This window comes from Streptomyces sp. Je 1-4 4N24, from assembly GCF_026239515.1.
Lineage (GTDB): Bacteria > Actinomycetota > Actinomycetes > Streptomycetales > Streptomycetaceae > Streptomyces > Streptomyces nigrescens.
The window spans coordinates 1,540,198-1,566,345 of record NZ_CP110836.1 but is presented as its reverse complement, the minus strand read 5'-3'; the positions used below and the strand labels follow the sequence as shown (position 1 = coordinate 1,566,345).

General features: G+C 71.5%; 24 protein-coding genes. 7 read left to right on the top strand and 17 right to left on the bottom strand.

Features of this window, described 5'->3' with window-relative positions:
- Positions 1-50: 50 nt before the first annotated feature.
- Genes SLV14N_RS06560 through SLV14N_RS06550 form a run of 3 tightly spaced genes read right to left on the bottom strand, consistent with a single transcriptional unit; the run spans position 51 to position 3,009 of the window.
- A complete protein-coding gene (locus tag SLV14N_RS06560; protein ID WP_208680165.1) occupies positions 51-710 on the bottom strand; it encodes a GerMN domain-containing protein in 660 nt (219 codons plus the stop codon).
- Positions 707-2,305 carry a HAMP domain-containing sensor histidine kinase gene (locus tag SLV14N_RS06555; protein ID WP_208680164.1) on the bottom strand — a complete coding sequence of 533 codons (1,599 nt, stop codon included), beginning with the start codon at positions 2,303-2,305 and terminating at the stop codon, positions 707-709. Before SLV14N_RS06555 ends, SLV14N_RS06560 begins: the two co-directional genes overlap by 4 nt.
- Entirely contained in the window at positions 2,302-3,009 is a 708-nt protein-coding gene (locus tag SLV14N_RS06550; RefSeq protein ID WP_127153966.1) for a response regulator transcription factor, read from the bottom strand. The genes SLV14N_RS06555 and SLV14N_RS06550 overlap by 4 nt, the downstream gene beginning before the upstream one ends.
- Before the next feature lie 150 nt (positions 3,010-3,159).
- Between SLV14N_RS06550 and SLV14N_RS06545 the strand changes: the two genes are divergently transcribed.
- The gene (locus SLV14N_RS06545) at positions 3,160-3,924 is read left to right on the top strand and encodes a polysaccharide deacetylase family protein (protein ID WP_208680163.1); all 765 of its coding nucleotides are present in this window, start codon (positions 3,160-3,162) and stop codon (positions 3,922-3,924) included.
- An 87-nt stretch (positions 3,925-4,011) separates the two neighbouring features.
- On the opposite strand, the gene SLV14N_RS06540 is transcribed toward SLV14N_RS06545, so the two are convergent.
- The 3 genes from SLV14N_RS06540 to SLV14N_RS06530 form a co-directional block, all read right to left on the bottom strand.
- Positions 4,012-4,425: an SsgA family sporulation/cell division regulator gene (locus SLV14N_RS06540; RefSeq protein WP_263268547.1), complete on the bottom strand. Its 414-nt coding sequence runs from the start codon at positions 4,423-4,425 to the stop codon at positions 4,012-4,014.
- 444 nt (positions 4,426-4,869) lie between these two features.
- Positions 4,870-6,501, bottom strand: a complete 1,632-nt coding sequence (locus SLV14N_RS06535; protein WP_263268546.1) for a PH domain-containing protein — start codon at positions 6,499-6,501, stop codon at positions 4,870-4,872.
- Positions 6,498-7,016: a PH domain-containing protein gene (locus SLV14N_RS06530; protein ID WP_208680161.1), complete on the bottom strand. Its 519-nt coding sequence runs from the start codon at positions 7,014-7,016 to the stop codon at positions 6,498-6,500. The genes SLV14N_RS06535 and SLV14N_RS06530 overlap by 4 nt, the downstream gene beginning before the upstream one ends.
- Positions 7,017-7,150: 134 nt before the next feature.
- Between SLV14N_RS06530 and SLV14N_RS06525 the strand changes: the two genes are divergently transcribed.
- Positions 7,151-7,843, top strand: coding sequence for a TetR/AcrR family transcriptional regulator (locus tag SLV14N_RS06525; protein ID WP_263268545.1), 693 nt, complete (start codon positions 7,151-7,153; stop codon positions 7,841-7,843).
- 142 nt (positions 7,844-7,985) lie between these two features.
- Here the strand turns inward: SLV14N_RS06525 and SLV14N_RS06520 are convergent, their stop codons facing one another.
- The gene (locus tag SLV14N_RS06520; RefSeq protein WP_208680159.1) at positions 7,986-8,399 is read right to left on the bottom strand and encodes an SsgA family sporulation/cell division regulator; all 414 of its coding nucleotides are present in this window, start codon (positions 8,397-8,399) and stop codon (positions 7,986-7,988) included.
- 468 nt (positions 8,400-8,867) lie between these two features.
- Here SLV14N_RS06520 and SLV14N_RS06515 point away from each other — a divergent pair, with 468 nt between their 5' ends.
- Positions 8,868-10,022, top strand: a complete 1,155-nt coding sequence (locus SLV14N_RS06515) for an oxidoreductase (protein WP_265872828.1) — start codon at positions 8,868-8,870, stop codon at positions 10,020-10,022.
- Positions 10,023-10,277: 255 nt separating this feature from the next.
- Here SLV14N_RS06515 and SLV14N_RS06510 read toward each other — a convergent pair whose 3' ends face one another.
- Positions 10,278-10,784, bottom strand: coding sequence for a MarR family winged helix-turn-helix transcriptional regulator (locus SLV14N_RS06510; protein WP_093645453.1), 507 nt, complete (start codon positions 10,782-10,784; stop codon positions 10,278-10,280).
- 72 nt (positions 10,785-10,856) lie between these two features.
- Entirely contained in the window at positions 10,857-12,857 is a 2,001-nt protein-coding gene (locus SLV14N_RS06505; protein WP_263268544.1) for an FUSC family protein, read from the bottom strand.
- Positions 12,858-13,115: 258 nt separating this feature from the next.
- Between SLV14N_RS06505 and SLV14N_RS06500 the strand changes: the two genes are divergently transcribed.
- Complete coding sequence (locus tag SLV14N_RS06500; protein WP_208680158.1) at positions 13,116-13,733, top strand: TetR/AcrR family transcriptional regulator; 618 nt, start codon at positions 13,116-13,118, stop codon at positions 13,731-13,733.
- Positions 13,734-13,936: 203 nt separating this feature from the next.
- On the opposite strand, the gene SLV14N_RS06495 is transcribed toward SLV14N_RS06500, so the two are convergent.
- From SLV14N_RS06495 to SLV14N_RS06475, 5 genes are all read right to left on the bottom strand, one after another.
- Complete coding sequence (locus SLV14N_RS06495; RefSeq protein WP_208680157.1) at positions 13,937-14,248, bottom strand: hypothetical protein; 312 nt, start codon at positions 14,246-14,248, stop codon at positions 13,937-13,939.
- A gap of 170 nt (positions 14,249-14,418) precedes the next feature.
- Positions 14,419-14,796, bottom strand: a complete 378-nt coding sequence (locus tag SLV14N_RS06490) for a hypothetical protein (RefSeq protein WP_263268541.1) — start codon at positions 14,794-14,796, stop codon at positions 14,419-14,421.
- A 191-nt stretch (positions 14,797-14,987) separates the two neighbouring features.
- Complete coding sequence (locus tag SLV14N_RS06485) at positions 14,988-15,791, bottom strand: DeoR/GlpR family DNA-binding transcription regulator (RefSeq protein ID WP_263268539.1); 804 nt, start codon at positions 15,789-15,791, stop codon at positions 14,988-14,990.
- 167 nt (positions 15,792-15,958) lie between these two features.
- On the bottom strand, positions 15,959-16,840 hold the full coding sequence (locus SLV14N_RS06480; protein ID WP_263268537.1) for a class II fructose-bisphosphate aldolase: 882 nt from the start codon (positions 16,838-16,840) through the stop codon (positions 15,959-15,961).
- Between the two features lie 60 nt (positions 16,841-16,900).
- The gene (locus tag SLV14N_RS06475; RefSeq protein WP_263268536.1) at positions 16,901-17,806 is read right to left on the bottom strand and encodes an SIS domain-containing protein; all 906 of its coding nucleotides are present in this window, start codon (positions 17,804-17,806) and stop codon (positions 16,901-16,903) included.
- 314 nt (positions 17,807-18,120) lie between these two features.
- Here SLV14N_RS06475 and SLV14N_RS06470 point away from each other — a divergent pair, with 314 nt between their 5' ends.
- Positions 18,121-19,587 (top strand): sugar porter family MFS transporter, encoded by a 1,467-nt coding sequence (locus SLV14N_RS06470; RefSeq protein ID WP_208680152.1) that lies wholly within the window; start codon positions 18,121-18,123, stop codon positions 19,585-19,587.
- A 150-nt stretch (positions 19,588-19,737) separates the two neighbouring features.
- Here the strand turns inward: SLV14N_RS06470 and SLV14N_RS06465 are convergent, their stop codons facing one another.
- Together SLV14N_RS06465 and SLV14N_RS06460 are read right to left on the bottom strand one after the other, a co-directional pair.
- Positions 19,738-20,037 (bottom strand): YciI family protein, encoded by a 300-nt coding sequence (locus tag SLV14N_RS06465; protein ID WP_208680151.1) that lies wholly within the window; start codon positions 20,035-20,037, stop codon positions 19,738-19,740.
- Between the two features lie 187 nt (positions 20,038-20,224).
- A complete protein-coding gene (locus SLV14N_RS06460; protein ID WP_263268534.1) occupies positions 20,225-21,646 on the bottom strand; it encodes an amidase in 1,422 nt (473 codons plus the stop codon).
- Between the two features lie 407 nt (positions 21,647-22,053).
- Here SLV14N_RS06460 and SLV14N_RS06455 point away from each other — a divergent pair, with 407 nt between their 5' ends.
- A complete protein-coding gene (locus SLV14N_RS06455; RefSeq protein ID WP_208680149.1) occupies positions 22,054-22,758 on the top strand; it encodes an endonuclease V in 705 nt (234 codons plus the stop codon).
- Positions 22,759-22,791: 33 nt separating this feature from the next.
- Here the strand turns inward: SLV14N_RS06455 and SLV14N_RS06450 are convergent, their stop codons facing one another.
- Positions 22,792-23,979 (bottom strand): trans-acting enoyl reductase family protein, encoded by a 1,188-nt coding sequence (locus SLV14N_RS06450; protein WP_208680148.1) that lies wholly within the window; start codon positions 23,977-23,979, stop codon positions 22,792-22,794.
- Positions 23,980-24,366: 387 nt separating this feature from the next.
- Between SLV14N_RS06450 and SLV14N_RS06445 the strand changes: the two genes are divergently transcribed.
- Positions 24,367-25,881 carry a sialate:H+ symport family MFS transporter gene (locus SLV14N_RS06445; RefSeq protein ID WP_208687739.1) on the top strand — a complete coding sequence of 505 codons (1,515 nt, stop codon included), beginning with the start codon at positions 24,367-24,369 and terminating at the stop codon, positions 25,879-25,881.
- The last annotated feature ends 267 nt before the right edge of the window (positions 25,882-26,148 follow it).

The window sequence follows — 26,148 nt, the reverse complement described above, 5'->3', positions numbered from 1 at the left end:
TGCTTTCACGGTAACGCGGAGCCGGGGCGCGACGGGCGGCCCGTGGCGGTTCAGCCCGTCGGGCCCGGCTCCGCGCCGGACTCGCCCGTCCCGGACCCGTCCGTGCCGGGCGGGCTCGTGGCGGGCGGGCTCGGCTCGACGACGGGAAAGGCGTTGTTGCCGCCGCACACCATGGGGCCGACCTTGTCGGTCTTGCTCACGAGGGTCACGGTGACCTGCTCCGGCGCCTTGTCCCCGGGCACCCGGGCATTGGCCGCGGTGCACACCAGCTGGTTCAGCGAGGCGGAGTCCAGCCGCTCGACGCCCATCGGCAGGGTGATCACGACGGTGCCCTCGCCGGTGTCGGCGGTCGGCGGGGCGAGGAACTCCGGCAGGGCACTGGACAGGCCGCGCATCCGCTCCGCGTGGTTCGGCCCCTTCATGAGCTGCTGGAGGGCCCCCTCCGGGTCGGCCGGTGTCTTCGCCGGCCGGGTCGCGGACCGCAGCCCGGAAGGCCCGTAGAAGAACAGCTGGACATCGGCGTCGGGCTGGCCCGGCGACTTCACTCCGGTGGCGGGCTCTCCGGCGTCAATGACATCGGTGGGCGCGATTCCGCAGCCGGTCAGTCCCCCGGACAGGGCGCCGGCCAGCGTCCCGGTGAGGACACCGCCCAGGACGAGCCGCCGGGCCCGCACCGCACGCAGGGCGTTCAGGGCGTTCGAGGCGCTCATACGTGGTTCTCTTTTCCGGCTTCGGGACGTGTGCCGTCCCGGTCGTCGTCCGCGGTCTCCTCGGCCGCGCAGGGGCCGTCCGGCGGGCCGGCTGCCCTCTCGGTGGCCGTACCGGCCGTCTCGCCGTGGCGCAGCGGCAGATCCACCGTGAACACCGCACCGCCCTCGGGGGAGTTGGCGGCGCGCATGATGCCGCCGTGCAACCGTACGTTCTCCATCGCGATGGCCAGACCCAGGCCGCTGCCCTCCGAACGGGCGCGGGCGGAGTCCGCCTTGTAGAAGCGCTCGAAGACATGCGGCAGGACCTCGGGGTCGATACCGGGCCCGCTGTCGGAGATCTCGATCAGCAGCCGGTCCGCGCCCGGCTCCGGGGCGTGCAGCCGCACCCGGACCGGTTCGCCGCCGTGGTGCAGGGCATTGCCGACCAGGTTGGCGACCACCACATCGAGCCGCCGCGGATCGAGCCGGGCCCGGACGTCGGCCGGCAGCTCCGCCGTCACCCGCTTCTGCCAGGCCCTGGCCTGCAGGGTCTTGCGGATGGTCTCGGCGACGTCCACCTCGTCGAGGTGGAGCGCCGCGGCCCCGGCGTCGAACCGCGAGACCTCCATCAGGTCCTCCACCATCCGCGCCAGCTTCCCGGTCTCCTGGCTGATCAGCCGGACCGCGGAGGCGGTGTCGGGGTCGAGGGAGTCGGCGTCCTCGTCGAGCACATCGGTGACCGCGGACATCGCCGCGAGCGGCGTCCGCAGCTCGTGCGAGACATCGGCCGCGAACCGCCGGGCGTTGGACTCCAGCCGGCGCAGCTCGGCCATGCTCTCCTCCAGCCGGGCCGCCATGTCGTTGAACGTCCGGGACAGATCGGCGAGTTCATCGGCGCCCTTGACCTCCAGCCGGGTGTCCAGCTTGCCCTCGGCGATCCGTCCGGCGGCCTGCCGCAGCCCCCGTACGGGCCGGAGCACACCCCGCGCGGCGAGCAGCGCCGGGATCACGGTCAGCACCAGCACCGGCAGCGCGCCCCGCTGGGCGGCGGCCACCAGCGCCTCGATGTTGGTCTCCTCGTCGTCCAGCGGAACCTGGGCATAGACGGAGAGCGCGGAGGCCTTGCCGTCGGTCTGCCGCACCGGCATCCCGATCAGCAGATAGGGGCTCCCGTCGCGGTTCACGCGCTGGAAGACCGGCACATGGCGCTTCTCCACCGAACTCGTGAAGGCGGCCGGCACCACGAGATTGCTCCGCCCGCTCCCTGCGCCGCTGTCCCGCATGTCGCGGTAACGCACCGAAATGCTCCAGTCCCGCGACTCTCCGGAGCGCTCCAGCTGGACCCGGAGGGAGTCCAGGTCCGCCTGGGACGGCGGCACCGGCAGCTCGGGCGCCAGCGAATTGACCTGCGCCCGCAGATCGTTGACGGCGGTGTCCTGGGAGCTCTGGAGGATGGCGTTACGGGCCTCCTGGTAGGTCAGCAGCGCGGTGGTCAGCGCACTGACCGCGGCCACCACCAGGAATCCCACGACGAGCCGGGCCCGCAGTCCACGCAGCAGCTGGGTGTTCCCGTGCCGGAGGCGGGGGAGGTCCGCCCAGCGGCGGGGGCGCTTCACAGGGGTCCGAAGCGGTAGCCGAAGCCGCGCACGGTCTGGACGTAACGGGGGCTGCGCGGGGTGTCCTCTATTTTCGTCCGCAGCCGCATGACACAGGCGTCGACCAGCCGCGCATCGCCGTGGTAGCTGTGCTCCCACACCTGCTCCAGCAGCTGCTGGCGGCTGAAGACCTGCCCGGGGGTGGCGGACAGGAACAGCAGCAGTTTCATCTCCGAGGGGGCGAGCGCCAGGTCCTGGCCGCCCTTGCCGACGACCAGACCGGCGCGGTCTATGGCCAGTTCGCCGTAGGTCTCGACCGGGGCCGGGCCCGGCTCGGCGGCGGCCGGTGAGCCGTCGGCCGGCAGTGCGGTACGGCGCAGCACGGCACGGATGCGGGCTTCGAGGACCTCACCGCGGGCCGGCTTGACGATGTAGTCGTCGGCCCCGGCCTCCAGTCCCAGCACCACATCGAGGTCGTCGCCACGGGCGGTCAGCATGATGATCGGCAGCTGCCGGTCGGCGCGGATCAGCCGGCAGACCTCGAAGCCGTCCTTGCCGGGGAGCATCAGATCCAGCAGCACGATGTCCGGACGGAAGCCCGGCAGGACATCGAGGCCCTCCTCGCCGCTGGCCGCGGCGGCCACTTCGTGGCCGCGCCGCCGTAGCGCGAGGGTCACTCCGTCCCGTACGGCGGCGTCGTCCTCGATCAGAAGTACACGTGGCATGGGTCCAGTATCAATAAGTTTCATGATGGATCCGTAACAGGAGCAGCCTGCCCGGTCCCTGGCGCATCTGTCCTGGTGCAAGGCGGTGCGTGTGCAGCACCCACCGCCCGTCGGAACGCACAAGAGCACGGTACAAGGGACGGGATCGGGATGGCACGGGGCTTCGGTATACAGGGCGGCATCATCGGAGTGGCCGCGGCGGCTGTGGTGGCACTCGCGGCCGCGGGGACGCTCGTCTTCTCCGGGGCCGGCACGGACTCCAGCGCGGCGGACGCCGCCAAGCAGCCCAAGAAGGCGCCCAGTGTCGTACCGCTCAGCCCCAAGCTCGCGCATGCCTCGGACCGTCCCGGACGCAGCCTGAACATCACCATCGATGACGGCCCGGACCCGCAGTGGACCCCGAAGGTGCTCGAGGTGCTGAAGCAGCATGACGTCAAGGCGGTCTTCTGCATGATCGGCCCGCAGGCCAAGGCGCACCCCGACCTGGTCAAGAAGGTGGTGGCCGCGGGGCACAAGCTCTGTGACCACACCATCACCCACGACACCGCTATGAATCACAAGTCACAGGGCTACCAGTCGCAGCAGATACTCGACGCACAGAAGATGATCGAGGACGCGGCGGGCGGCGCAAAGGCCGAGTACTACCGCGCCCCCGGCGGCGCCTTCACGCCCTACAGCCGGCAGCTGGCCGCGGATCACGGCATGCGACCGCTGGGCTGGAACGTCGACAGCAAGGACTTCGAGGGCGGCAGCGTCGAGACGATCGAGGCAAGGGTGCGCGGTGAACTCTCCAAAGGCCCGACGATCCTGTTCCACGACGGCGGTGGCGACCGCTCCCGGACCGTCGAGGTGCTGGAGCGGCTGCTGCCGTGGATGAAGCAGCAGGGGTACGGGTTCGGGTTCCCGAAGCGCTAGCGATGCTGCCCGGCACCCTTAGGGCGCCGGGCAGCATTGGTGAGGCGGGGGGCGGCGGTAGCGGATACCGCCGCCCCCCGCTCCGTCTTACGCCACGCCGAACAGCTCCGCGAGGCCGCGCTCCATGCCGAGGTAGGCCGGCTCGGCGCCCGCGGGTACGGCCTCGTAGGAGCGGGCGAGGAACCGCCGTACGTCCGCGGTCTCCAACTGGACCATGGCGATGCCTTCGTCCGCGTGGAACTCCATCACCGTGCGGTCCGGACCGGACGGCCGTACCCGCACATCGCCCCGCCCGGCCGGCACCCGCAGCCCCTCGTCGAGCAGTTCGCGGGCGAACGCCCAGTCCACCGCCGAGCCGTCCAGCGAGATCTCCGGGGGGAAGGACATCCGCACCGCCAGCGGGTCGGCGGGCTGATAGTGCAGCACCGCGGGGACCGCATGCGGGCCGGGGGCGGTGGCGATGAGGCGGACCTGGACGGCTTGGTCGATGACGGGGTTCATCGCGCTGCTCCCTCACGGCTGTCGGGTCATGGGCAAAGACTCGTCCAGTAGGACGGTGTGCCCGGCCTCGTCGTGCACGTGACACGGGTGTGAGGTATCTCATGTTGCGGTGGTGGCTGATTCATGCCGCATCACGGCGTGTGTGCAGGTCATACGGCCCCCGGCCGGGCGTCGGCCCGGCGCCCCGGCCGCCGTACGGGAGTTGCGCAATCGAGGCGGGCGAGCCATAGGGCGAGGCCGGCGTCCGGTCCCGTACGAAAGGCGGCCCGTCCTCGGTGGACGGGCCGCCGTCGTAGGCGTCGGCTGCCGTGTGGCTGCCGACTGCCGACTGCTGCCTGCCGACGGCCGGTTGCCGACTGCGTCGGCCGTTGTGGGCGCTGGTATCCGCCCCGCGGCCCAACTGCTGGGCAGACACCGCGCGTTCCTGCGTGCCCCGCCCTGCCGCTACCGCAGTCGCTGTCCCGGAAGGTGTTCCGGCCCGGGGTGCACCAGGAACTCGTCCAGGATTCCCGGGGCCGCCGTCGTGGCGAAGGCGGGGGCGTCGGCGGACGGGAGGTCCGGGATGCGGTAGCCGTCCTCGCCCGCCGCGACCGCCGCGGTGAGCGTGACCAGACCGGCCCGGCGGGTGAACGGCGAGGTCGAGAACGTCCAGGCGGCGATGGCGTCGCGCTGGAGGGCGACGGTGTCGCGGCTGAAGGTGCCCGAGCGGGCGACCAGATACGGGCCCTGCAGGCCGTGTCCCAGATTGCGGTACGCGTCCCGGGCCAGCCACAGCGACATCGCCGTGGTGACCACCGCGTAGATCCATGCGCAGTGCAGCAGGACAGGAGTGAACGCCGCGCCGAGACCGGCGAGGACGGCGGTGCCCGGCAGGACCACGAACAGCAGACCACGCACCCGGCGCCGGCGCAGGGCGACCTTGGGGTGCGGTGTCAGCTCCGCCGGTGCCGCGCTTCCCGGGAAGGGCGAGCGCAGGGCGCCGCCCGCCACCCGCAGTGCCTGCGCGCGGGGCGCCGGCGGCAGCAGCCCGCTGCGCTTGCGGTTCTCCTCACGGTTGCCCAGACCGCCCGCCACCGCGCGCACCAGCGCGCCGCCGCCCGCCCGCAGCAGCAGCGGCTCCCGCAGCGCCACACCGCGCAGCCGGGCCCGTTCGATCGTGACCGCACGGGTGGTGAGAAGCCCGCGGCGCACCCGCAGGGTGCGTGCGTCGGTCCACTCCAGGCAGTAGTTCCACCAGTTCTCGACGTACAGGATCACGGCGCCGACCGAGCCGAGGGCGAGGATGGCGAGCAGCGCCGCCGGGATCGTCAGCCAGAGCGCGCCGGCTCCGAATTCGGCGAACGCCCGCTGGACGAAGCCGAGTTTCCAGGCCTCGATACCGATGCCGTCCAGGGCCCGGTAGACCGCTCCGGCCACCACGAACACCCCGCCGATGACCCAGAAGGTGAGCGGCGCATAGCGCAGCCAGCGCCAGTTGATGCGCGCCACCACCGGGTCGTTCGCGACCGCCTCGGCATCGGCGTAGGCGAGCAGTTCCGTGCGCAGCCGCTCCGCTTCGGGAACCGCGAGCGCCTCCAGGGACAGTTCACTGCTGCCGTCCCCCGAGCCCGCCGTACCGGCCCGCAGCACGGTGACGCCCAGCACCCGGTGGATCGGTGTCGCGGTGAGATCGACGGTACGGATCCGGTGCAGCGGCACACTGCGCAGCCGCCGGGTCAGCAGCCCGCTCCGCACATCGAAGGTGGGGGAGGCGCCGCCTGGTCCGCTGCCGGGCCGGGGCATGGTGATACGGAAGTCCGTACGGGCCCACCGGATGAGGCCGAGCGTGGTGAGGACGGCGAACGAGGCGGTGAGGGCGGCGAGCGTGATCCATGCCTCGACGCTGATCCGGCCCCCGGTGGCCAGCGCCGTCAGCGCCAGCGAACCGAACGGTGCCGCCATCCAGCCGCAGTGCACCAGAAGGGTGCGCGGATCCAGCCGCCGCCACGGCGTCTCCTCGACAGCGGCGTCGGGACCGGACCCGGCGGACGCGTCCGGGTGTATGCCGGGCGCACCGGGTTCCCGTGGCGTGCTCATGCGGCATCACCCGGCACAGCCTGTGCGGCCTCGCCGATCCGCTGGGACAGCTCCTCCGCGTCCGCGTCGGACAGTCCGGCGATCTTGATGTCGCCCGCGGTCGAGGCGGTCGTGACGGTCACCGTCGCCAGCCCGTACCGCCGCTGGAGCGGCCCGCGCACGGTGTCCACCGTCTGCACCCGGCTCAGCGGCGCGATCCGCCGCTTCTGCCAGAACCAGCCGCCCGCCGCGTAGACCGCCTGGCCGCCCAGCTCCCAGGCATGCACCGCATACCGCCACCGCGGCATCACCACGAGATAGCCGAGGGCCGGCAGCACCAGCACGACCAGCAGCAACGGGCCCAGCCACGGCAGCGCGCCCGGGAAGAAGAGCAGGGACAGGACCGCCATGGTGAGCGCGGTGAGCAGCATCGGGCCGCTGAGGGTCAGCAGCGCCTGGAGCGTCCACCAGCGGCGGGCCCGGGGGTCGACACGGTGGCGGGGTGGTCGCAGCAGCGGGGCGGCGTGCTCGGGCATGAGGGTCACCGGTTTCCAAGTCAAGCGTATTGAGTAGCGGTACGTTATAACGGTACAAGCGACTTGTAAAAACGGGCCGGGTCTACGGAATCGACCCCGCGCGTGGACCGCGCACCGTACGAGGGAGGTCATCCGTGCCCAAGAAGGTGGACCACGAAGCCAGGCGCCAGGAGATCTCCGAGGCACTGTGGCGGATCGCCGGCAGCCGAGGTCTGGACGGGACGAGCCTGCGCGATGTCGCCGCGGAGGCCGGCATCTCGCTCGGCCGGCTGCAGCACTACTTCCGCACCAGGGACGAGATGCTGCTCTTCGCCCTCCAGCACATCAACCGCCTCGCCGCGGACCGGATCCGGGAGCGCATCGCGGCGTTGGCCAAGGAGCCGACGCCCCGTGAGGTGCTGCGGGCCTGTCTGTCGGGCATGCTGCCGCTGGACGAGAAGAGCCGCATCGGGCTGCTGGTCGGCGCCGCCTACTACGCCCGCGCCGTCCATGACGAGGCGCTGCGCGCCGAGGCCAAGAACGGCATCCCTCCGCTCCGGACGTTCTTCGCCGACCAGCTGCGGCTGGCCGCGGACCGCGGCGAACTGCCGCCGGAGCGTGCCACCGAGGACGAGGCGATGCTGCTGATCAGCATGACCGAGGGGCTCGCCACCTACGTCCTGCTGGGTGTGCACGGCCCCGAGACCGCACTACGGCTGCTGGATCTGCATCTGGAGAATCTCTTCGGGGCGGAGCGGGCTGTGGGAGGCGGGACGGAGCGGGCGGCGGAGGTTGGCGGTGGGCGGGCGGCGGAAGCCCCGGCGCCGTCCGGCCGGGCCGCACCGTGAACAGGGGCGGCGTCTGCCGTACCTCGGGCGGCATGCCGAAAGCCGGCGGCATGCCGCAGATGAGTGGTCGGCCCGCGCGCGGCGGCTCGACACGGTGGTGCGCCGGGGCGTCGGTCGGGCTCCGGCGCGGACGGGGTGCGGCTTACGCCTCGCGCAGCAGGGCCGCGAGATCGGCCTCGACATCCAGATGCCGCGCCTCCTCGCCCTTCGCGACGAGCTCGTACGACTGCGTCAGAAAGGCCCTCAGCTCCTGCGTCTCGAACTGCACCACCGCCATGCCGCCGACGGCGTGGAACTCCACGACTACGGCATCGTCGTCGTACGGCCAGATCTGCACATCGCCCGCCCCGGCGGCCCCGTGCAGTCCCTCCTCCAGCAGTTCACGCCCGAACGTCCAGGTCACCTCCGCCCCGTCCAGCGACGCGGCCGGCGGAAAGACCAACCGCACCGCGAAGGGATCGGCGCGGTCGTAACGCAGGCTCGCCGGAATCACCTGCGACCGGGGAGCGGTCGCGATGAGACGGGCCTGAACGGCTTGGTCGATGACGCTGGACATCGCCGGCTCCCTTGTGTTCGGTGCGGTTCATTGAGTCTTCGACCACTAAGACGCACGGGTCATCGGACCAGGTGCATTGGATTCCTACGTGACCTGCGTCACGGACCTTTGAATGTACGCATTTGCCCTCTTTGCTGTGCGCTCGGTGCTCGCGTGAGGCCCTCGGGGGCTCAACTTGATGGCCCGTCAGGTGAGTTGGCGCCACGCGGTCGCGGCCCACCGGCCACTGAGGGCTCATCGGAGAGTGCGGGCAGTAACGGGCCACGACGGCCGGCGGCGAGGGGGCGGCGAGAGGCGGCGGTCTGGACGGGGCGGTCGGGCTGAGCTAGCTTCCAGCCCAAAACCAGAGCGGGGTGGGGCGAAATGCGGCGCACGGGACGTTTGTTGTGTCTGGGCTCGGGACGAGGGACGAACCGTGGGCAGCGCCCGCCGGGAGCCGGACGCCGGGCGGCCCTCACCGGCGGTGCCGTGGTCCTCGCCGCGATGGCGGCCGGCCCCGCGGCCGTCGCCCGGCCGATGAACACCCCCACGGGCACGGCCTCCTATGCGATCCCCTATACGCCCCCGCACATGGCCTCCTACACGGCTTCCTCCGCGACGACTCACGCCCCGGCTAGGGAGTCGGGGGCAGCGGCCTCGCTCACCACCCCGCCCGCCGGCTGGCGGCTCAAGGACAGCGGCAGCACCGCCCGTTTCCGCGGCCTGGCGGCCATCAGCCGTACGACCGCCTGGGCCGCCGGCACGGCCGGTACCGTGCTGCGCACCCACGATGGCGGCAAGCGCTGGAGCAACATCTCCCCACCCGGTGCCGGGGCGCTGGAGTTCCGCGACATCGAGGCGCTCGATGCGCGCCGCGCGGTCGTCCTCGCGATCGGCGAAGGGGCGGCCTCGCGTGTCTTCCGTACGGATGACGCGGGCGCCACCTGGACCGAAAGCTTCCGCAACCCCGACCCACGGGCCTTCTACGACTGCCTGACCTTCTTCGACCGCCGGCACGGCATCGCGCTCAGCGACCCCGTCGACGGGAAGTACCGCATCCTGTCCACGGCGGACGGCGGCCGCAGTTGGCGGGTCCTGCCCTCGGACGGGATGCCGCCGGCCCAGCAGGGCGAGGCCGCATTCGCCGCCAGTGGCCAGTGCCTGGTCTCCTCCGGAAGCCGCGACGCCTGGATCGCGACCGGCGGCGCGGCCACCGCCCGCGTCCTGCACACCGCCGACCGCGGCCGCACCTGGTCGGTCACCGACACCCCGCTGCCCGCGGGCGACCCGGCGCGCGGCGTCTTCGCGCTCGCCGTCCGCGACCGCGGCCACGCCCTCGCGGTCGGTGGTGACTACCGCCCCGACCAGCCCTCACCCCACGCCGCCGCGGTCAGCGACGACGCCGGCGCCACCTGGACGCCGGCCGCCGAGCCCCCGAAGGCCTACCGCTCCGGCGCCGCCTGGCTCCCGCACTCCCGCCGCCTCGCCCTGGCCGTCGGCCCGTCCGGCAGCGATCTGACCCTCGACGCCGGCCACACCTGGCACACCTTCGACAACGGTTCGTACGACACCGTCGACTGCGCCCCCGACCTGGGCTGCTGGGCCGCGGGCGAGCGGGGGCGGATCGCCCGGCTGGAGCCGTGAGGGCCGGTCAGCCGCGTGGGGTGGGGCCTTGGGGCGCAGGATGCGGGGGGGGGGGGATCGGCCGGGTCTGCGAGTGAGCCGGGTGCCCTGCGCGGTCCCGCTGTCCTGCGCGGGCGCGCCACGTCTGCGCGCGCGGTCCCGCTGTCCCTGCCCGGGTGCGCCACGCCTGCGCGGTCCGGCCGGTCCCGCCGGTCCTTCCCGTCCGCCGGTCCTTCCCGGGCGGACGCACTCCTGCGCCCGGGGGCGCCGCCCTCCTCACTCCAGCAGGCTGCCGAGCCGTCCCTCCAGAACCACCAGCAACTCGCCCAGCGCCGTGGAGAGTTCCTCCTGCCGCTGATCGCCGATGCCGTCGAGCAGCGACGCCTCGTACCGCAGCTGTTCGGGCAGCAGCCGGTCGATGGTGTCGCGCCCCTCGTCGGTGAGCGAGAGATGGCTGACGCGGCGGTCCCGGTCGTCGGGGCGACGGACGATCAGACCCCGCTCCTCCAACTGCCGTACACGTTTGGTGACCGCGGCACCGGAGGCGAAGGTCTCGCGGGCCACCCGCCCGGGGGTCAGTTCGCGGTCCATCCGGCGCAAGGTGCCGAGAATGTCGAACTCGGGACGGGTGAGTCCGGCCCTCCGCAGCGGCGCGTCCGACGCCTGCTGCAACAGTGCGGAACAGCGGTTGAGCCGCCCGATCACCGCCATCGGGCCGGTGTCCAGCCCGGGGTGCACCTGCTGCCACTGGCGCAGCACCCCCGCGACGATGTCCTCGGTCACCCGCAGTCTCCTCTCGGCCGTGCCGTACGCCGCTCATTGTGCCTGCCGTACGGCGCCGGGCAGACGCACGGGTCAGGCGGCGAGTGCCGGCGCCGAGAGCCGCCGGACGAGCCCGGCCAGCGCCCGGTGACCTCGTTGTTCGGCGTGGGCGATCCGCTCCTCCGGAAGGGCCCGCTGCCACCACTCACCTGCCGCGACCTCCACGGCCTCACGGAGCTCGACCAGACATCCCGCCAGCCGGTCACGGGCCCAGCCGATGTCCCGGGTTTCGTCAGCGCCGGCCGCGGGCCCCGCCGCGAGCAGCCCGAACGCGACGGCCTCCGCGGCCGCCACCCGCCCCAGGGCCACCTCGATACGGTCCGCGGCACGCCGATTGGTGACCAGCACGCAGCAGGCCAGGCCCACCGCCACCCCCACCACGGTGTCGATCCAGCGGTCGGCGATCAGCGTCGTCGCCGGCACCGGACTGCCGAACTCGGTCAGCAGCAGCGCCATCGGGGTGACGCACACCGAACCGAGCCAGTAGTTGCGGGTGATACCGGCCTCCGCGCCGAGCTGGCAGGCCAGCGCGAGCGCGATCATCGCGAGCGGCCCGAGGTGCATCAGCGGCAGCAGCGCGGTGTAGAGGAGCAGCCCGAGCAGATTGCCGAGGGTGCGCTGCAGCGCCCGTTGCCAGGAGAGCGTGGTGTTGGCCTGGTAGATGGAGGCCGCGGTGACCACGGCCCAGTACGGATGCCCGACTCCGACGGCCATCGATGCCCAGCCCGCCAGCACACACCCGGCGGCGACCCGCGCGCCGATGGGCAGCAGCGGTGACCCGGGCGCCAGCCGGGCGAGCACCGCCCGCACCCCACGCGGGTGACCGGGCGCGGGCCGCCGTGGCCCCGGCCGCCGTGGCCCCTGCTCTTCCGCGGCGACGCCCGCCAACTCCTCGGCCTGTGCCACGGAGAGCGCAACCTCGGGCAGCGGCCGCCCGCTCCGCAGTTCACACGCCCAGCCACCCAGCCGGTCGGCCTCGGCCTCGGTGGTCCGGGTGTCGCGCGGCTCGGTCTTGGCGATCCGGGTGTTGCGCGGCTCGGTCTCAGGGATCCGGATGTCGCGCGGCTTGGCCCCGGTGGTCCGAGGGACGCGCGGCTCGGCCTCGGTGGTCCGGGTGTTGCGCGGCTCGGTCTCGGGGATGCGGGGGGCGCGCGGCTTGGCCCCGGTGATTCGGGGGACGCGCGGCTCGGCCTCGGCGGATGCCTCGATGGCGTGCCCCGTATCCCCCAACGTCGACTCGGCGCGTACCAGCAGCCGTTCGAGCCCGGCCCGCGCCGCGGCCCTGGCCGGGGTGCGCACCGGGACCAGGAACAGCGTGTTCCAGGCAGCGTTCACCGCGGCCGCAGTGGCATGGCGGGCGTGCGGCACCCCTGCCGGTTGCCCGCCGCCGGTGCCCGCTTCCGTACGCAGCAGCCCCGCAGCCGCCTCCAGCGCGCGGGCGACAACGATCCGCTCGGGCCCCTGCGGCCGTATCAGCGCCGGAGCCATACAGACCAGCCAGCCGAGTACCCCGGCGCCGAGCGCCAGCGCCATGTGCAGGGGCACCTGCCCGGGGTGCTGCGGCACGAAGAACGCCGACGCGGCGATAAAGGTCAGGATGATGTTGCCCGGCGGGCCGATACGCGTCGCCTCACAGACCACCTTGTGGACCGCGGCGACCAGCGAGGCGCACACGACGAGCAGTGCGGTCGAGGTGATCAACGAGGCGGCGGTCAGCGCGATGCCGAGGCTCGCGACCATTCCGAGCACCACCCACGCCAGCGTGCGGGCGCGGGCGGCGTACGGCAGACCGTGCGCGTACAGGGCGCACATCGCCCCGGCCGAGGTGTAGAGGATCAGATCCAGCCGCCCCAGCGCCCACAGCGTGAGGTCAGGGATCGCCAGAGCCACTACCGCGCTGAGCGCCGGCTTGTGCCAGATGTCGACGGGGCGGCGCAGTCGCACGGCGCTCCTGACCGGCAGGGGCCGGGCGCGCACCATGCTCCCCGGAGCCTCGTACGCACTCTTCCCGGACGGCTTGGCATGCTTCCCCATGAGGAGAAGATTAGCAGGTGTTTTACTCGTGAAATATGTGCGGGGTGGGTGGAACGGCTGGGCGCGTGACGGGCGGGACGGGCGACGGGCGGGACCGGACGGGCGGGACGGGTGGCCGTTGACCGGGAGTGCGGGCGACAGGAGGGGGCGACGGGAGATGCGAGCGACCGGCAGGAGGTGCGGGCGGGCGACCGGCAGGAGAAACGCAATCGCCGAGCGGTCGACTAGCGGGGTGGTGCGGAGGGTGACAATGGCCGGGTGCCAGCCGCCAAGAAGAAGACGACGACCGCGAGTGCCTCGCCCGAACGTCGCCGCGAACTGCTCACCATCGCGGCGGACGTTTTCGCCGCGCACGGCTACAACGCCACCACCGTCCGTCGCATCGCGGACGAAGCCGGGATGCTCGCGGGCAGCCTCTACTACCACTTCGACTCGAAGGAATCGATGCTGGACGAGATCCTGTCCAGCTTCCTGACCGAGCTGTGGGACGGCTACGACGCCGTACTCGCCGCCGGGCTCGGACCCAGGGAGACCATCGAAGCCCTGGTCACCGAGTCCTTCCGGGAGATCGACCGGCATCGGGCGGCCGTCGCCATCTACCAGAAGGAGTCCAAGCACCTCGTCGCACAGCCCCGCTTCGGCTATCTCGCCGACTCCCAGCAGAAATTCAAGAAGGCCTGGCTGGGCACCCTGGAGCGCGGTGTGGCCGACGGTGTGTTCCGCACGGACCTCGACATCCGGCTCACCTACCGCTTCGTCCGTGACACCGTCTGGGTGGCGGCGAGCTGGTACCGGCCGGGCGGCCAGCACAGTCCTGAGGAGATCGCCCGCCAGTACCTCTCGATGGTGCTGGACGGTATCGCCGTACGCGCGTGACCCGCTCCCGCAAGGGGCGCCTCCCGCAAGGGACGCCTCCCGCAAGGGACGCCTCCCGCATAGGGCGGCTCCGCCAAGGGGCGCCTCCCGCAAAGGGGTGGCTCCGGCAAGGGGCCCTCCCGCAAGGGGTGGCTCCGGCAAGGGGGCGGTCCGCCAACCGCGCCGCGACCCGGCCCCGTGGTTGTGGCCGTGGCCGTGGCCGCTCAGCAGGGAACGTTCTTCACATACAGGGCCCGCGGCGCCCCGGTCGTGCCGTAACGGATGTCCTTGGTCACGCCCTTGGGGAGCCTGCCACGGGGGTCGTGGTGGCGCGGGACGACGATGGTGAAGCACGAGGTCCGCTGAGTGCACAGATTCGTCAGTCGGACGTAGCGCTGGTGGCCCTTGTTGAAGTACTTCCGCACCTTGACGCACTGCGGCGCCCGGCCCGCGGCTGCCGCTTCCGAGGCGGTGGCCAGTGTCAGCGAGGTGCTGCACGCCACGGTTGCCAGCGCTATGGCCATGATCTTCCGCACGTGATCTCCCCCGTTGAAAACCTTGGAATTCCCTCGCGAACCTCTACCGTGTTCGCACGTTCATTCCCCATTGTCCATACCCGCCCAATGGAAATCAGCCCCGGGGGCCACACAGGGACACAAGCGCTACATAAGAGCGACCCTTTCGGAACCGGGCCGGGCTACCGGGGCTACTCGTCGATGCGCAGATAGTGCAGTGCGCGGCGGGTCAGCTCCGCCACGTCCTCCGGTTCGTCCTGCCAGGCCCAGCGCTCCATGGCGACACCGATCGCATCGAACAAGACGCAGGCCGGCAGCCGTACCTCCATGCTGTTCTCCGGAGCGCCCTTGCGTGCCGCGAGCGCCGGCACCAGTCGGTCCTGCATCTCCCGGCCTGCCGCGAGCCACCGCATCCGAATGGCCGGAACGCTGCCCATGCCCCGGACCAGCCGGCGGGCCCGCTCGGGGTCCGCGAGCCACCGGGCCGAGGCCGACGAGGCCAACGACGCCTGTACGGCGCTGCTCAGTGGTTCATCGACGGGGTGCCCGACCAGCTCCTCGACGAGCACGTTGATGCCGGACGTCAGGAGGGGGCCGGCGCGTCCCTCCTTCCCCGCTCACTAACGGTAGAAGGTGCGCAGCGAGATACCGGCGCCGCCGACGCGATGTCCTCGACCGTCGTCGCCTCGCACCCTGGCCCGAGAACAGGGCCGCCGCGGCCTCGGCGATCTCCAGCCGCTGTCGTCCGGAGGCCGGTGAGTCACTCGCCGGCAGACGGGCGTGCCGTCACCACTTTCAGCCCCCGGTCCGCGAACTCACGGCGGGTTGCCTCCTTTGCTCCGTTGTCCGTGATGAACGTGTCAAAGACATCCGCGTCGCCGACCCGGGCGAAGCAGCGCTCGCCGATCTTCGATGAGTCCGCGACGACCACGGCACGCCGGGCACGCTCGGCCATGAGGCGGTTGACCCGGGCCTCCGCTTCGTCGTGCACCGTGGCCCCCATCACCGGGTCCATGCCGTTGGCCCCGATGAACGCGACGTCGATGGAGATCTGCTGCAGCACCAACTCGCTGAACGGGCCCACCAGTTCGAACGACCGTGAGTGTGCGACCCCGCCGGTGAGCACGATCTTGATCTGCGGCCGCACCGCCAGCTCATTGGCGATGTTGAGGGAGTTGGTGACAATCGTCAGATGCGGCTGTGGGCCCGCCTCCGCGAAGTCCGGACGGGTGGCGAGCACCCGGGCGATCGCCGTGGTCGTCGTGCCACCGCTCAGCCCGACCACATCACCCCGCTCGACCAGCTTCGCCGCGGCCTTCGCCACCGCCTCCTTCTCCTCCGACCGGTGAGCATGCTTGTAGCGGATCGGCAGGTCGTACGCCACCGAACTGAGCACCGCCCCGCCCCGGGTGCGGGTCAGCAACTGCTGCTCGGCCAGGGCGTCCATGTCGCGCCGCATCGTGGCGGCCGAAACCTCCAGTGCGGTCGCCGCCTCCTCGACGTCCACCCGGCCGCGGTCCCCGAGCAGCTCAAGCAGTGCGTTCATCCGTTCATGGCGCTTCATGGCCTGAGCCTAATTCGTTTCGGCACACCACGGTCACGCGCGGTAGGCGCCCCGGCGGACGTCGCCGAAGCCGGGGTCGGTGGCCCCGGGCGGCACATCATGCCGGGGGCCGCCGCGGGGACTCTGCCGCGACGAGGTGTGACCGGGGCGGCCGTCCGTCCGCTGACTCATCCCCGAGCAGGCGCCTGGGCTGCGTACTGGCCCGGAACCGTCGCCGGAGTGCCCAGCACGCCCAGCAACCTCGCCGCTTCCTCGGCCACCGCCTCCCGGGCCGGCTTGATGTACTTACGGGAGTCGACGAGCGCGGGGTCGGCGCCCAGCGTCTGCCGTATCGAGTGGGTGAAGACGGAGACCAGATGCGTGGAGATATTGATCTTCGTCATTCCGGCGGCGATGGCGCGGCGCAGCTCATCGTCCGGCACCCCCGACGAGCCGTGCAGGACCAGCGGTACCGGCAGAGTGGTGTGCAGCGCCGTGATGAGGTCCTTGTCCAGTACGGCCGTGCGCTCATGCATCGCATGTGAGGAACCCACGGCCACGGCGAGGGCATCCACGCCTGTCGCACGGACGAAGGTCAGGGCCTCGTCCGGGTCCGTGCGTACCCCGGGCGCATGGACCCCGTCCTTGCCGCCGACCTCGCCGAGTTCGGCCTCGACGTAGGCGCCGCGGTCATGGCACCAGGCGGCGAGCTCGGCGGTGGTGGCGACGTTCTCTTCGTACGGAAGAGCGGAGGCGTCGACCATGACGGACCCCACCCCGGCGGTGATGCCCTGATGGACGAGGTCCGCGTCGGTGATGTGGTCGAGGTGGACCGCGATCCGGGCCGTGGAGTCCTCGGCGAGGGCGAGTGTGGCGCGGGTAATGGGCAGCAGGCTGCCGTGGTAGCGGATGCAGTTCTCGCTGATCTGCAGGATCAGTGGGATACCGGTGCGCTCGGCGGCGGTGACGAGTGCCTCGGCAGTTTCCAGGTGGATGACGTTGAAGGCCGCGGCACCGACCCGCGCCTCACGCGCGGCGTCGACGATCGATGAGGTCGGAACGAGTGGCATGGGATGCCGGCTCCCTTCTCCCTTGCGGGCGGGACTGGTGGAGACAGGGGAGGTGGATATCTACGAGGCGGCCGGCGTCTCGAGCATCACCGAACGGGTCAGGCTGCGCGGGTTGTCCGGGTCCAGACCGCGGGCGCGGGCCCGCTCCAGCGCCACCCGCTGGACCAGCACCAGATCAGCCAGCGGATCGCGCGCATGGTGCACAAAGCGCGCACCGGTCCGCACGACATCGGCCTCCAGCCCGTCCGGTGCCTGACCGAACAGCCAGGTCACCCGGCCGGGTGCGGCTATCGCGATCGGACCGTGGCGGTACTCCATCGCGGGGTAGGACTCCGTCCAACTCTGCGATGCCTCCCGCATCTTGAGCGCGGCCTCATTGGCCAGACCGAACGTCCAGCCCGAGCCGAGGAAGGAGAACTGCTCGGCGTCCACCCACTCCTTCTCCATCGGCGCCGCCAGCGCCTCCTCCGCGTCGGTCACCGCCCGGGAGATGTCCTCGCCCAGGTGCGCGCGCAGCAGTGTCAGCGCCGTCGTCGCGAACCGGGTCTGCACCACCGACTTCTCGTCGGCGAAGGGCAGCGTGACCGTCTCGTCGGAGAGCGCCACCGCCGGCGTCTCGGGGTCACCGAGGATCGTCACCGTCGGGATGCGCCCCTTGAGTGCGTCGAGTACGCGCAGTACTTCGGTCGTGGTGCCGGACCGGGTGATCGCCACCACCGCGTCATAGCCGCGGTCGCTGCCGAGGAACGCCTCGGACGCGGCGAACGGATCCGTCACCCCCTGTCCGGCCGCCTCGCGCAGTGCCGCATACGACTGCGCCATGAACCATGAGGTTCCGCAGCCGACGACGGCCACTCGCTGGCCGGCCTTCGGCAAGGGTCCCGCCCCCGCCCCGATCCGTGCGGCCTGCCGCCAGGTCTCCGGCTGGCTGCACAGCTCCTGCTCCATGTACGAGGTCTCGCTCATGGTCCACCCTCCCGTGATATGGCAATCGAATGCGTGAAACTGCAAAATTTGGCTTCGTTACAATCGACTGTACGCAGAACCCTCACCGCGATCCATCCCTCGTACGAGTGGATGCGCCAGAGGGGGTGAGGGTGTGCGGGCCAGGTCAGCTGCTGGGGTGCGGCGCAGGCGGGGCGGGTGTGGGGCGGGCGACAGGCCGGAAGGCGAGTCGACGAAGTGTTGACAGTTGCTTGAAAGGCGCCGAATACTCGCAAGATCAGTCATGCGCCAGGCATCATGCAGCAAGGCCCGCTCCGTCGCACGGAGGACTCCCCATGTCCATTGCCACGCTCTCGGCGACGCCCCCGCCGCCGTCACCCAAGACCGCACACCGCACCGGCAGGCTGTTCGCGCTCACCGGCGCCGTCGTCGGTGTCATCTACGGCTACGACACCGGCAGCATCTCCGGTGCCCTGGTGTTCCTGAGCAAGGACTTCCATCTCACCGAGACCGAAAAGGGCCTGGTCAACAGCATTCTGGTGTTCGGCTCCATCGTCGGCGCGCTGATCGGCGGCAAGCTCGCCGACGCCCTGGGCCGTAAGGCCGCGATGCTGATCGTCGCCGCCTCGTACGCCGTGTTCGTCGCCCTCTCCGCGGTCGCGCCCAACGTCGTCGTGCTGGACATCGTCCGCTTCCTGCTCGGCATCGCCATCGGCATCTCGATCGTCGCCGCCCCGCTCTACGTCGCCGAATCGACCCCGGCACGCATTCGCGGAGCCTCTGTCGCCGCCTACCAAGTCGCCACGGTCGCGGGCATCGTCCTCACGTACTTCGTCAACTGGGGCCTGTCCGGCGGTGGGCACTGGCGCTGGATGCTCGGCCTCTCCGCGATCCCCGCCGCACTCGTCCTGATCCCGCTGCTCCGGCTGCCGGACACCCCGCGCTGGTACGTCCTCAAGGGCCGTACGGAACGAGCCGTCGAGGTCATGGCCACGACGGACCCCGACGTCGATCCGCGCGCGGAGGTGGCGGCCGTGGAGGCCGCGCTCGCGGAGGAGAGCGGCGGGTCGGCGCGCTCCTTGCTGCGCAAGCCCTACGCCCGAGCGGCGGTCTTCGTCGTCGGACTCGGATTCTTCTGCCAGATCACCGGCATCAATGCCGTGACGTACTACAGCCCGCAGATCTTCGAGGAGATGGGGTTCACCGGAAACGGCCAGAACTTCCTGCTGCCGTCCTTCGTCCAACTCGCCTCGCTGGCCGCGACGGTGCTCGCCATCCTCATCATCGACCGGCTCGGCCGCCGGGTGGTGCTGCTCTGCGGCATCGGCACGATGGTCGTCATGCTCGCCGTCCTGACGGCGGTCTTCGGCATGGGTGAGCTGCACGGGGCGACGACCTGGGTGGGGTTCGCCGCCATCCTCCTGTTCACCGCAGCCTTCAACTTCGGCTTCGGATCGCTGATCTGGGTTTATGCGAGCGAGTCATTCCCCGCTCAGCTGCGCTCGACCGGGGCCTCGGTGATGCTCACCGCGGACCTGGTGGCCAATCTACTGATCGCCCAGTTCTTCCCCGCCCTGATGGCCTGGGCGGGCGCGGCCCGGACCTTCGCGGGCCTCGGCGTCCTCGCCCTCGCCGCCCTGGTCTTCGCCTCCGTCACCGCACCCGAGACCAAGGGCCGTCAGCTGGAGGAGATCCAGGGCTACTGGCGTAACGGAGGGCGCTGGCCCGCACCGGTCGCGCCCGCCTCCGCGGGCCCCGGCCGGCCCGCCAATTCAGCGGTTCCTCCGACCACGGCTTCATAGCTTCGGGGCATCGGGAGCGAGAGGCCGCAACCAGAGCCGCCGTCCACCATGAGGATGGGGGACGGCGGCGAGCGGCTCCGTATACGGAGCGACGGGAACCCCGGCGCGAAGGCAGCAGTCCGGCGGTCCGGGCCCCGGGATGACGGCGCTTCAGGAGGGCAGCTGCTCCCGGTACTGCTCCAGTGCCGGCGCGGTCGTCGTCGCCACGAACTCCGTGATCCGGTACTCACACACCCCGGCGAGGGTGAACGGGTCCTCGGAAACGATCCGCTCGACGGCGGCACGGTCCATCCCGGCGGCGAGAATCACGCCTCCGTCCCGGGGGACCTTGCGGCCGGCGGCGAGGAAATGCCCGGCGGCGTACTCCTTGTGCAGCCACTCCACATGCTGCTCAAGGACGGCATCGACGCGTTCGAGGGGCGCGGTATAGGTCAGTTCCAGTACGAACATAGCTGCAATATAGAGGAGGGGACGGGTGGGGCCGCGGCGTCCTCCCGCGCAAGGAATGCGCAGGCCAGGACGGTGCGTGGGGTGTCTTGGCAGATGAGGAGCCAATGTGCCCGTTGCTCTTCCTCCACCCAGGGCGAGCGCTCCCGGTCGGCCCCGCCCCCGCCCCCGATGGGAGCGGACGTCGGCTTCAGGCCGTCGGCAGGTCCGGTCGGCGCCGCCCGTGCCGTGTCGCGCTCTCGTAGGCATGACCGGCCTGGAGGACGGCGAGATCGGCGCGCGGCGCACCGATGAACTGCAGCCCCACGGGCAGACCGCCAGGAGTGAATCCGGCGGGCACCGAAAGGGCGGGGACGCCGAGCACCGAGATGAGGTAGGCGGACCGCATCCAGTCCAGATAGCTGTGTGTGGGCCGGCCCGCGACCTCACGCGGATACTCCAACTCCGCGTCGAACGGCGCGACTTGGCTGACAGGCGCGAGGAGCAGGTCGTACCCGGAGAAGAAATCCAGCGTGCCGAGGTACAGCCGGCTGTGGGTTGCGGTGGCCGTGCGCAGGTCGGCCGCGGTGAGGCGGCGGCCCTGTTCGATGTTCCAGACGATGCTGGGTTTGAGGGCCTCCCGGTCGGAGTCGAGCAGGTAGCCGAGGGCGAGGTCGAAGTTGTGCGCCCGCAGCGTACGGAAGGTCTCGTCGGCGCCGGTGAGGTCCGGGCAGGCGTTCTCGACATGGCAGCCGAGCTCCTCCAGGACCCTCAACTGGGGCTCCAGAACGGCGAGTACGTCTGGGTCGGCCGGGGCGAATCCACTCAGGTCGGGTGCCCAGGCAATCCGCAGCCCGCGCAGATCGCGGTCGAGCGGCACACGGAAGGCCGCTCCTGGGGTCTCCAGGCTGATGGGGCAGCGCGGATCGGGACCGGCCATCGCCGACAGCAGCAGCGCGGTGTCGGCGACGGTCCGTCCCATGGGGCCCGGGACGGACAGGGTGTCCCAGAGGTTGCTGCCGGGGTGCGAAGGGACGCGGCCCGGCGTCGGCCGCAGTCCGACCACATTGCAGAACGAAGCGGGGTTGCGGAGTGAGCCGCCCATGTCACTCCCGTCGGCGAGGGGTTGCAACCCTGCCGCCAGCGCCGCGGCGGCGCCACCACTGCTGCCGCCCGCGGAGCGCGTGAGGTCGTACGGATTGCGGGTGGTGCCGAACACCGGGTTGAAGGTGTGCGAACCGGCAGCGAATTCGGGGACGTTGGTCTTGCCGAGGCGGATGGCGCCCGCCCGCTGCAGCCGGTCGACCAGCAGATCGTCGTCGTCCGGGATGTGGTCGGCGAAGAGTGGTGAGCCGTGTGTGGTGCGCATACCGCGGGTGAGACGGGTGTCCTTGAAGGCGATCGGCAGGCCGTGCAGGGGTGGGACAGCGGCGCCCCGGACCAGCCGTTCGTCGGCGCGTGCGGCGGCGGCGAGGGCACCCTCGGGGTCGAGGGTGACGAGGGCATTGACGGCCGGATTGACCTGTTCGATGCGGTCCAGATGGGCCTGTACGACCTCTCGGGCGGAGAGGTCGCGGCGGCGCAGCAGGGTGGCGAGGTCGGTGGCATCGAGCTGATGGAGTGCGTCGGGCATCAGGGACCTCCGGGGGCGTCAGGGAGGCAGGCGGCGGGGGAGCGGGCAGGCGGATTCTTCACGGCGGGTGACACCGTGGCATCGTGGGCCGGCAGCCCCGTGTCCGGCGCCGGTCGGCCGCCGGGCGACCGCTGTGCCGGGCGGGTCGGCGGGCGGCCGTACGCTCGCGGTGGCCGAGTGCCGAGGTGATCCGCCGCCGCACAGCACGCACGTCGTGTCGCCGGGCAGCGATGCTCCGGCGGTCGAGAGCGTCCAGGTCAACACCGGCTGGATTCACGCTCATCACGTTACCGAGCACCACTGACAGTGAGCTCTGGACTCCGTGCCCTGAGCCCCGAACAGCTGAACCTTGAGCCGATCCGCCCGGTCATGGGATCGATCACCGGTTCGGTAGCGTTGCGGCCATCATGGACACTCCCGGAATGATCTCCTGCGACGACGAACTGCGGCACTGGCCGACCGACGAAGCCCAGGCGCGTGCGGTCCAGGACCGGTTGCGGCCCTTTGTAAGGCTCGATGAAGCGGGACCGGAACCGGGGTTCGAGGGCACCGTGGTCGGGGTGGACGTCGCCTACGACGACGAACGAGACGTCGTCGCCGCGGCCGCCGTCGCACTGGATGCCCGCACCCGCGCCGTCGTCGACCGGGCCACCGCCGTCGGGCAGATCTCCTTTCCGTACGTCCCCGGCTTGCTCGCCTTCCGCGAGATCCCTACCGTGCTCGACGCTCTCGGCCGTCTCGCCCGCACTCCTGACCTGGTGGTCTGCGACGGCTACGGGCTGGCGCACCCGCGCCGCTTCGGGCTCGCCAGCCACCTGGGGGTGCTGACCGGGCTCCCCACCATCGGTGTCGCCAAGAATCCCTTCACCTTCCGGTACGCGCCTCCTGGCCCGGAGCGCGGCGCCACCTCGCCTCTTCTGGACGGGACCGAGGAGGTGGGACGTGCGCTGCGTACCCAAAAGGGCGTCAAGCCGGTCTTCGTCTCCGTGGGGCACCGCACCGACCTCGACCGGGCCTGTGCGCACACCCTCCATCTGGCGGCCGATTACCGTCTCCCGGAGACGACCCGGGCCGCCGACGCCCTGTGCCGGAGGGCGCTCGCCGACGCCTGACGGTCGTACCGGGGTGCGGGTCCGGGCCCCGGGCTACTCCTGGACGACGCCGAACTTGATGCCCGCTTCCTGGAGGCGAGTCGTCAGCGCGGCCCCCATGGCCACCGCCGTCGTCACCTGACCGGCCGTCTCCGGCAGGTCGTCGAAGGCCAGGCTGAGCGCCGACTCGGCGAGCATTTTCGCCGTCTCGTCGTAGCCGGGGTCGCCACCGGATACCTCGGTGATCAGACGTGTGTCACCGCCGGAGGCGACGAAGCGCACCTTGAACCAGCTGCGCGCACGCCGCTCGGCGCTCGGCCCGTCGCCCGGCTCCAGACGCCCCGACAACCAGCGCCGCGCGGGCGGCACCTGGGCGAGCGCACACAGTGCCCCCGCCCCGAGTGCCCCGCCGACGGCGATCGGCAGCCGCCGCACCCCCGCGTAATGGCGGTAGCGGAAGTCGGGCCCGTAGCGGTCCAGCGCGGCCGCCGAGCGGGCGACGATCTGCGGATCGAGGGTCGGCAACGGCACACCCCAGGTGCGCGTTTCGCTGCTCCGAATCGGAGGGCCGAAGGGCGCGTGTACCGTACGGCCGGCCGGTCGTGGTTCGACCCGCTGACGCTCGCGGGCGGCCCGCGCCATGGCGACCGGACGCGAGGCGGCGGTCAGCGCCGAGGACAGCGTGCCGCCGGAGAACGACGCGTTGGTCCGTACGAAGCCATCGATGCGTACGGGGACGTCTTCGGGGAGGAGCCCCACCGTGTAGCGGACCCCCAGGTCGTACGGGACGGAGTCGAACCCGCAGGCGTGCACGAGGCGTGCGCCGGAGGCGCGGGCCGTCGCATCGTGCCGCACGTACATCCGGTCGATGAACTCCGTCTCACCGCTCAGATCGACATAGTCGGTGCCCGCCGCGGCGCAGGCCGCCACCAGGGGCTCGCCGTGGAGCAGATACGGGCCGACGGTCGTCACCAGTACCCGGGTCTCGGCGGCGAGGTCGCGCAGTGAGCCCGGATCGCTGCTGTCGGCCCGCAGCAGCGGCAGGTCGGCACAGGCCGGGTCGGACTTCGCCAGCCGGTCGCGCAGCTGCTCCAGTTTGGCGGTGCTGCGCCCGGCCAGTGCCCAACGGCAGCCCTTGGGGACATGTGCGGCCAGGTAGGCGGCGGTGAGGGCGCCGGTGAAACCGGTCGCGCCGTAGAGGACGAGGTCATAGGCCCGTCCGGAGGTGTCCTGCCGTGGCATCGCGCATCCTCTCGATCGCTCACTGGCCCTGGAGTCCGGACCCTGGGGAGTCGTCGTTGCCCCGTCAATGTCCGCTCCTGGCGGCCCTCTTGGCCGCACGGTGGGTGCTACGGAGTCTGGCATGCAGTCTTGACAGGTTGTCGAAGCGGGGCCAGATTCACGGATGGCACGATGACGTAGGACGTCCAATGTCTGGCTCTGCCGGTCGTCGCTCGTCCCGGCGCTCTCCCGGACCGGACCGTACGGCAGAAAGCCGGACGCCATGCCCCTTGGTCTGCCCGTTCCCGCACCACTCACCGATGCCGGCGACCAGGCGGCGACGAGCCGCCGCTCACTCCCGGACCGAACCGTCCGCCGACTGCCGGAGGAGGCCGGGTTGCTGTGACGATGTCCCCCACGCACACCGCTGACCGGGCGCGGAGATGGTGGCAGGAGGTCACGCCGCCGCAGTGGAAGGCGATGTTCGCCGCCTGGATCGGCTACCTCCTCGACGGTTTCGACTTTGTCCTGATCACCCTGGTGCTGACCGAAATCGCCGAGGACTTCCGGCTGAGTACCGCCACCGCCGCCTCGCTGATTTCCGGCGCCTTCATCACCCGATGGCTGGGCGGCGCCGTCCTGGGCGCGCTGGGCGACCGCTACGGCCGCAAGGCCGCCATGATCAGCAGCATCCTGCTCTACTCGCTCGGCACCTTCGCCTGCGGATTCGCCTGGGACTACACCAGCCTGTTCGTCGCGCGGCTGGTGATCGGCCTGGGGATGGCGGGGGAGTACAGCGCCGGCGTGACGTATGTGCTGGAGAGCTGGCCCACCCGGTGGCGCAACCGTGCCTCCGGATTCCTGATCTCCGGCTATGCGGGCGGCACGGTCCTCGCGGCCGAGCTCTACAAGTGGGTGGTGCCCCATTGGGGCTGGCGCTGGATGTTCTGGATCGGTGTGCTGCCCGTTCTGGTCGCCCTCTGGATGCGCAGGGCGCTGCCGGAGGCCGGGGACTGGCAGAAGGAGATCGGCGCCGCCACCGCCCGTTCGGCAGCGGCGCGTCCGAACCCCTTCCGGCCGTTGTTCACCGGCCGGATCCGCTCCGGGGTCAACACGGCCCTCGCGGTGGCCGCCTCGGTGGCGCTGTTCTGCGTCTTCACACCCGTCGGGTCGGGATATGTGACCTGGCTGTCCGTCGTCGCGGCGCTGTGCCTGACCGCCTTCGCCGCCCAGCTCGGTGGCCGTCGCGGCTGGCTGCTGTACGTGTCCCTGATGGCGACGGTGTTCTGCGCCTTCCTCTACAGCTGGCCGATTCAGGCCCTGCTGCCCACCTACCTCAAGACCGACCTCGGATACACGCCCGGCCAGGTCACCGACGTGATGTTCTACGCGGGCTTCGGCACCATGGCGGGCTGCTGGCTGGCGGGCTTCGTCGGCGACCGGCTCGGTACCCGTCGCGCCTACGCCTGCACGCTGCTCGCGTCGCTCGTCTTCGTCTTCCCGGTCTTCGCGGTGCAGGACAGCCTGCCGGCGCTCGGTGTGCTGGTCTTCGTGCTCCTCGCGCTCAGCCAGGGCATCTCCGGCATCCTGCCGAAGTACCTCGCCGGTCACTTCCCGACCGCCACCCGGGCCGCCTCTGTGGGCTTCATCTACAACGTCGGGGCCCTGGGCGGGGCCGTGGCGCCCGTCCTCGGTGCCCATCTGGCCGAAGGCATGTCCCTGGGCCGGTCACTCGCCGTGCTCACCTTCGGGCTGACGCTCGTCGTCATGCTCCTGGTGGGCGGCAATGTCCCCCAGCGGCTGGGGCGTCTGGTGGACCGTCAGGCACCCGACGATCACCTGGTGCCGGCGGCCGGGGGCGCGGGGGCCCCGCCCGCCACGTCCGGCTCCGCTTCCGGGACGGCGACGCCCGACTCGGCATAGCGGCGCCCCGGGCGGCCGGGAGCCGGGCCGTTGCCCGCCCTGCGCCGTCCGCCGTGCGCCGTCCGCCGTGCGCCGTCCGCCGTGCGCCGTCCGCCCTGCGCCGTCCGCGGTGCGCTGCGGGCTGCGGGCTGCGGGCAGTGAGGACACCAGCGGTGCTGTCGCCTGTCGCCTGTCGCCTGTCGCCTGTCGTCGGCGCGGCGCAACGGCGCAGCCCCTGGCCGCCGCGGAACTTGAACAGGGTCGCGGCGAGTTGCCGTCGTCCAGGCC

Coding starts and splice junctions, on each gene's coding strand:
- SLV14N_RS06560 (WP_208680165.1), bottom strand. CDS start 710: ATGAGCGCCTCGAACGCCCTGAACGCCCTGCGTGCGGTGCGGGCCCGG.
- SLV14N_RS06550 (WP_127153966.1), bottom strand. CDS start 3,009: ATGCCACGTGTACTTCTGATCGAGGACGACGCCGCCGTACGGGACGGA.
- SLV14N_RS06545 (WP_208680163.1), top strand. CDS start 3,160: ATGGCACGGGGCTTCGGTATACAGGGCGGCATCATCGGAGTGGCCGCG.
- SLV14N_RS06540 (WP_263268547.1), bottom strand. CDS start 4,425: ATGAACCCCGTCATCGACCAAGCCGTCCAGGTCCGCCTCATCGCCACC.
- SLV14N_RS06535 (WP_263268546.1), bottom strand. CDS start 6,501: ATGAGCACGCCACGGGAACCCGGTGCGCCCGGCATACACCCGGACGCG.
- SLV14N_RS06530 (WP_208680161.1), bottom strand. CDS start 7,016: ATGCCCGAGCACGCCGCCCCGCTGCTGCGACCACCCCGCCACCGTGTC.
- SLV14N_RS06520 (WP_208680159.1), bottom strand. CDS start 8,399: ATGTCCAGCGTCATCGACCAAGCCGTTCAGGCCCGTCTCATCGCGACC.
- SLV14N_RS06505 (WP_263268544.1), bottom strand. CDS start 12,857: ATGGGGAAGCATGCCAAGCCGTCCGGGAAGAGTGCGTACGAGGCTCCG.
- SLV14N_RS06485 (WP_263268539.1), bottom strand. CDS start 15,791: ATGAAGCGCCATGAACGGATGAACGCACTGCTTGAGCTGCTCGGGGAC.
- SLV14N_RS06480 (WP_263268537.1), bottom strand. CDS start 16,840: ATGCCACTCGTTCCGACCTCATCGATCGTCGACGCCGCGCGTGAGGCG.
- SLV14N_RS06475 (WP_263268536.1), bottom strand. CDS start 17,806: ATGAGCGAGACCTCGTACATGGAGCAGGAGCTGTGCAGCCAGCCGGAG.
- SLV14N_RS06470 (WP_208680152.1), top strand. CDS start 18,121: ATGTCCATTGCCACGCTCTCGGCGACGCCCCCGCCGCCGTCACCCAAG.
- SLV14N_RS06465 (WP_208680151.1), bottom strand. CDS start 20,037: ATGTTCGTACTGGAACTGACCTATACCGCGCCCCTCGAACGCGTCGAT.
- SLV14N_RS06460 (WP_263268534.1), bottom strand. CDS start 21,646: ATGCCCGACGCACTCCATCAGCTCGATGCCACCGACCTCGCCACCCTG.
- SLV14N_RS06455 (WP_208680149.1), top strand. CDS start 22,054: ATGGACACTCCCGGAATGATCTCCTGCGACGACGAACTGCGGCACTGG.
- SLV14N_RS06450 (WP_208680148.1), bottom strand. CDS start 23,979: ATGCCACGGCAGGACACCTCCGGACGGGCCTATGACCTCGTCCTCTAC.
- SLV14N_RS06445 (WP_208687739.1), top strand. CDS start 24,367: ATGTCCCCCACGCACACCGCTGACCGGGCGCGGAGATGGTGGCAGGAG.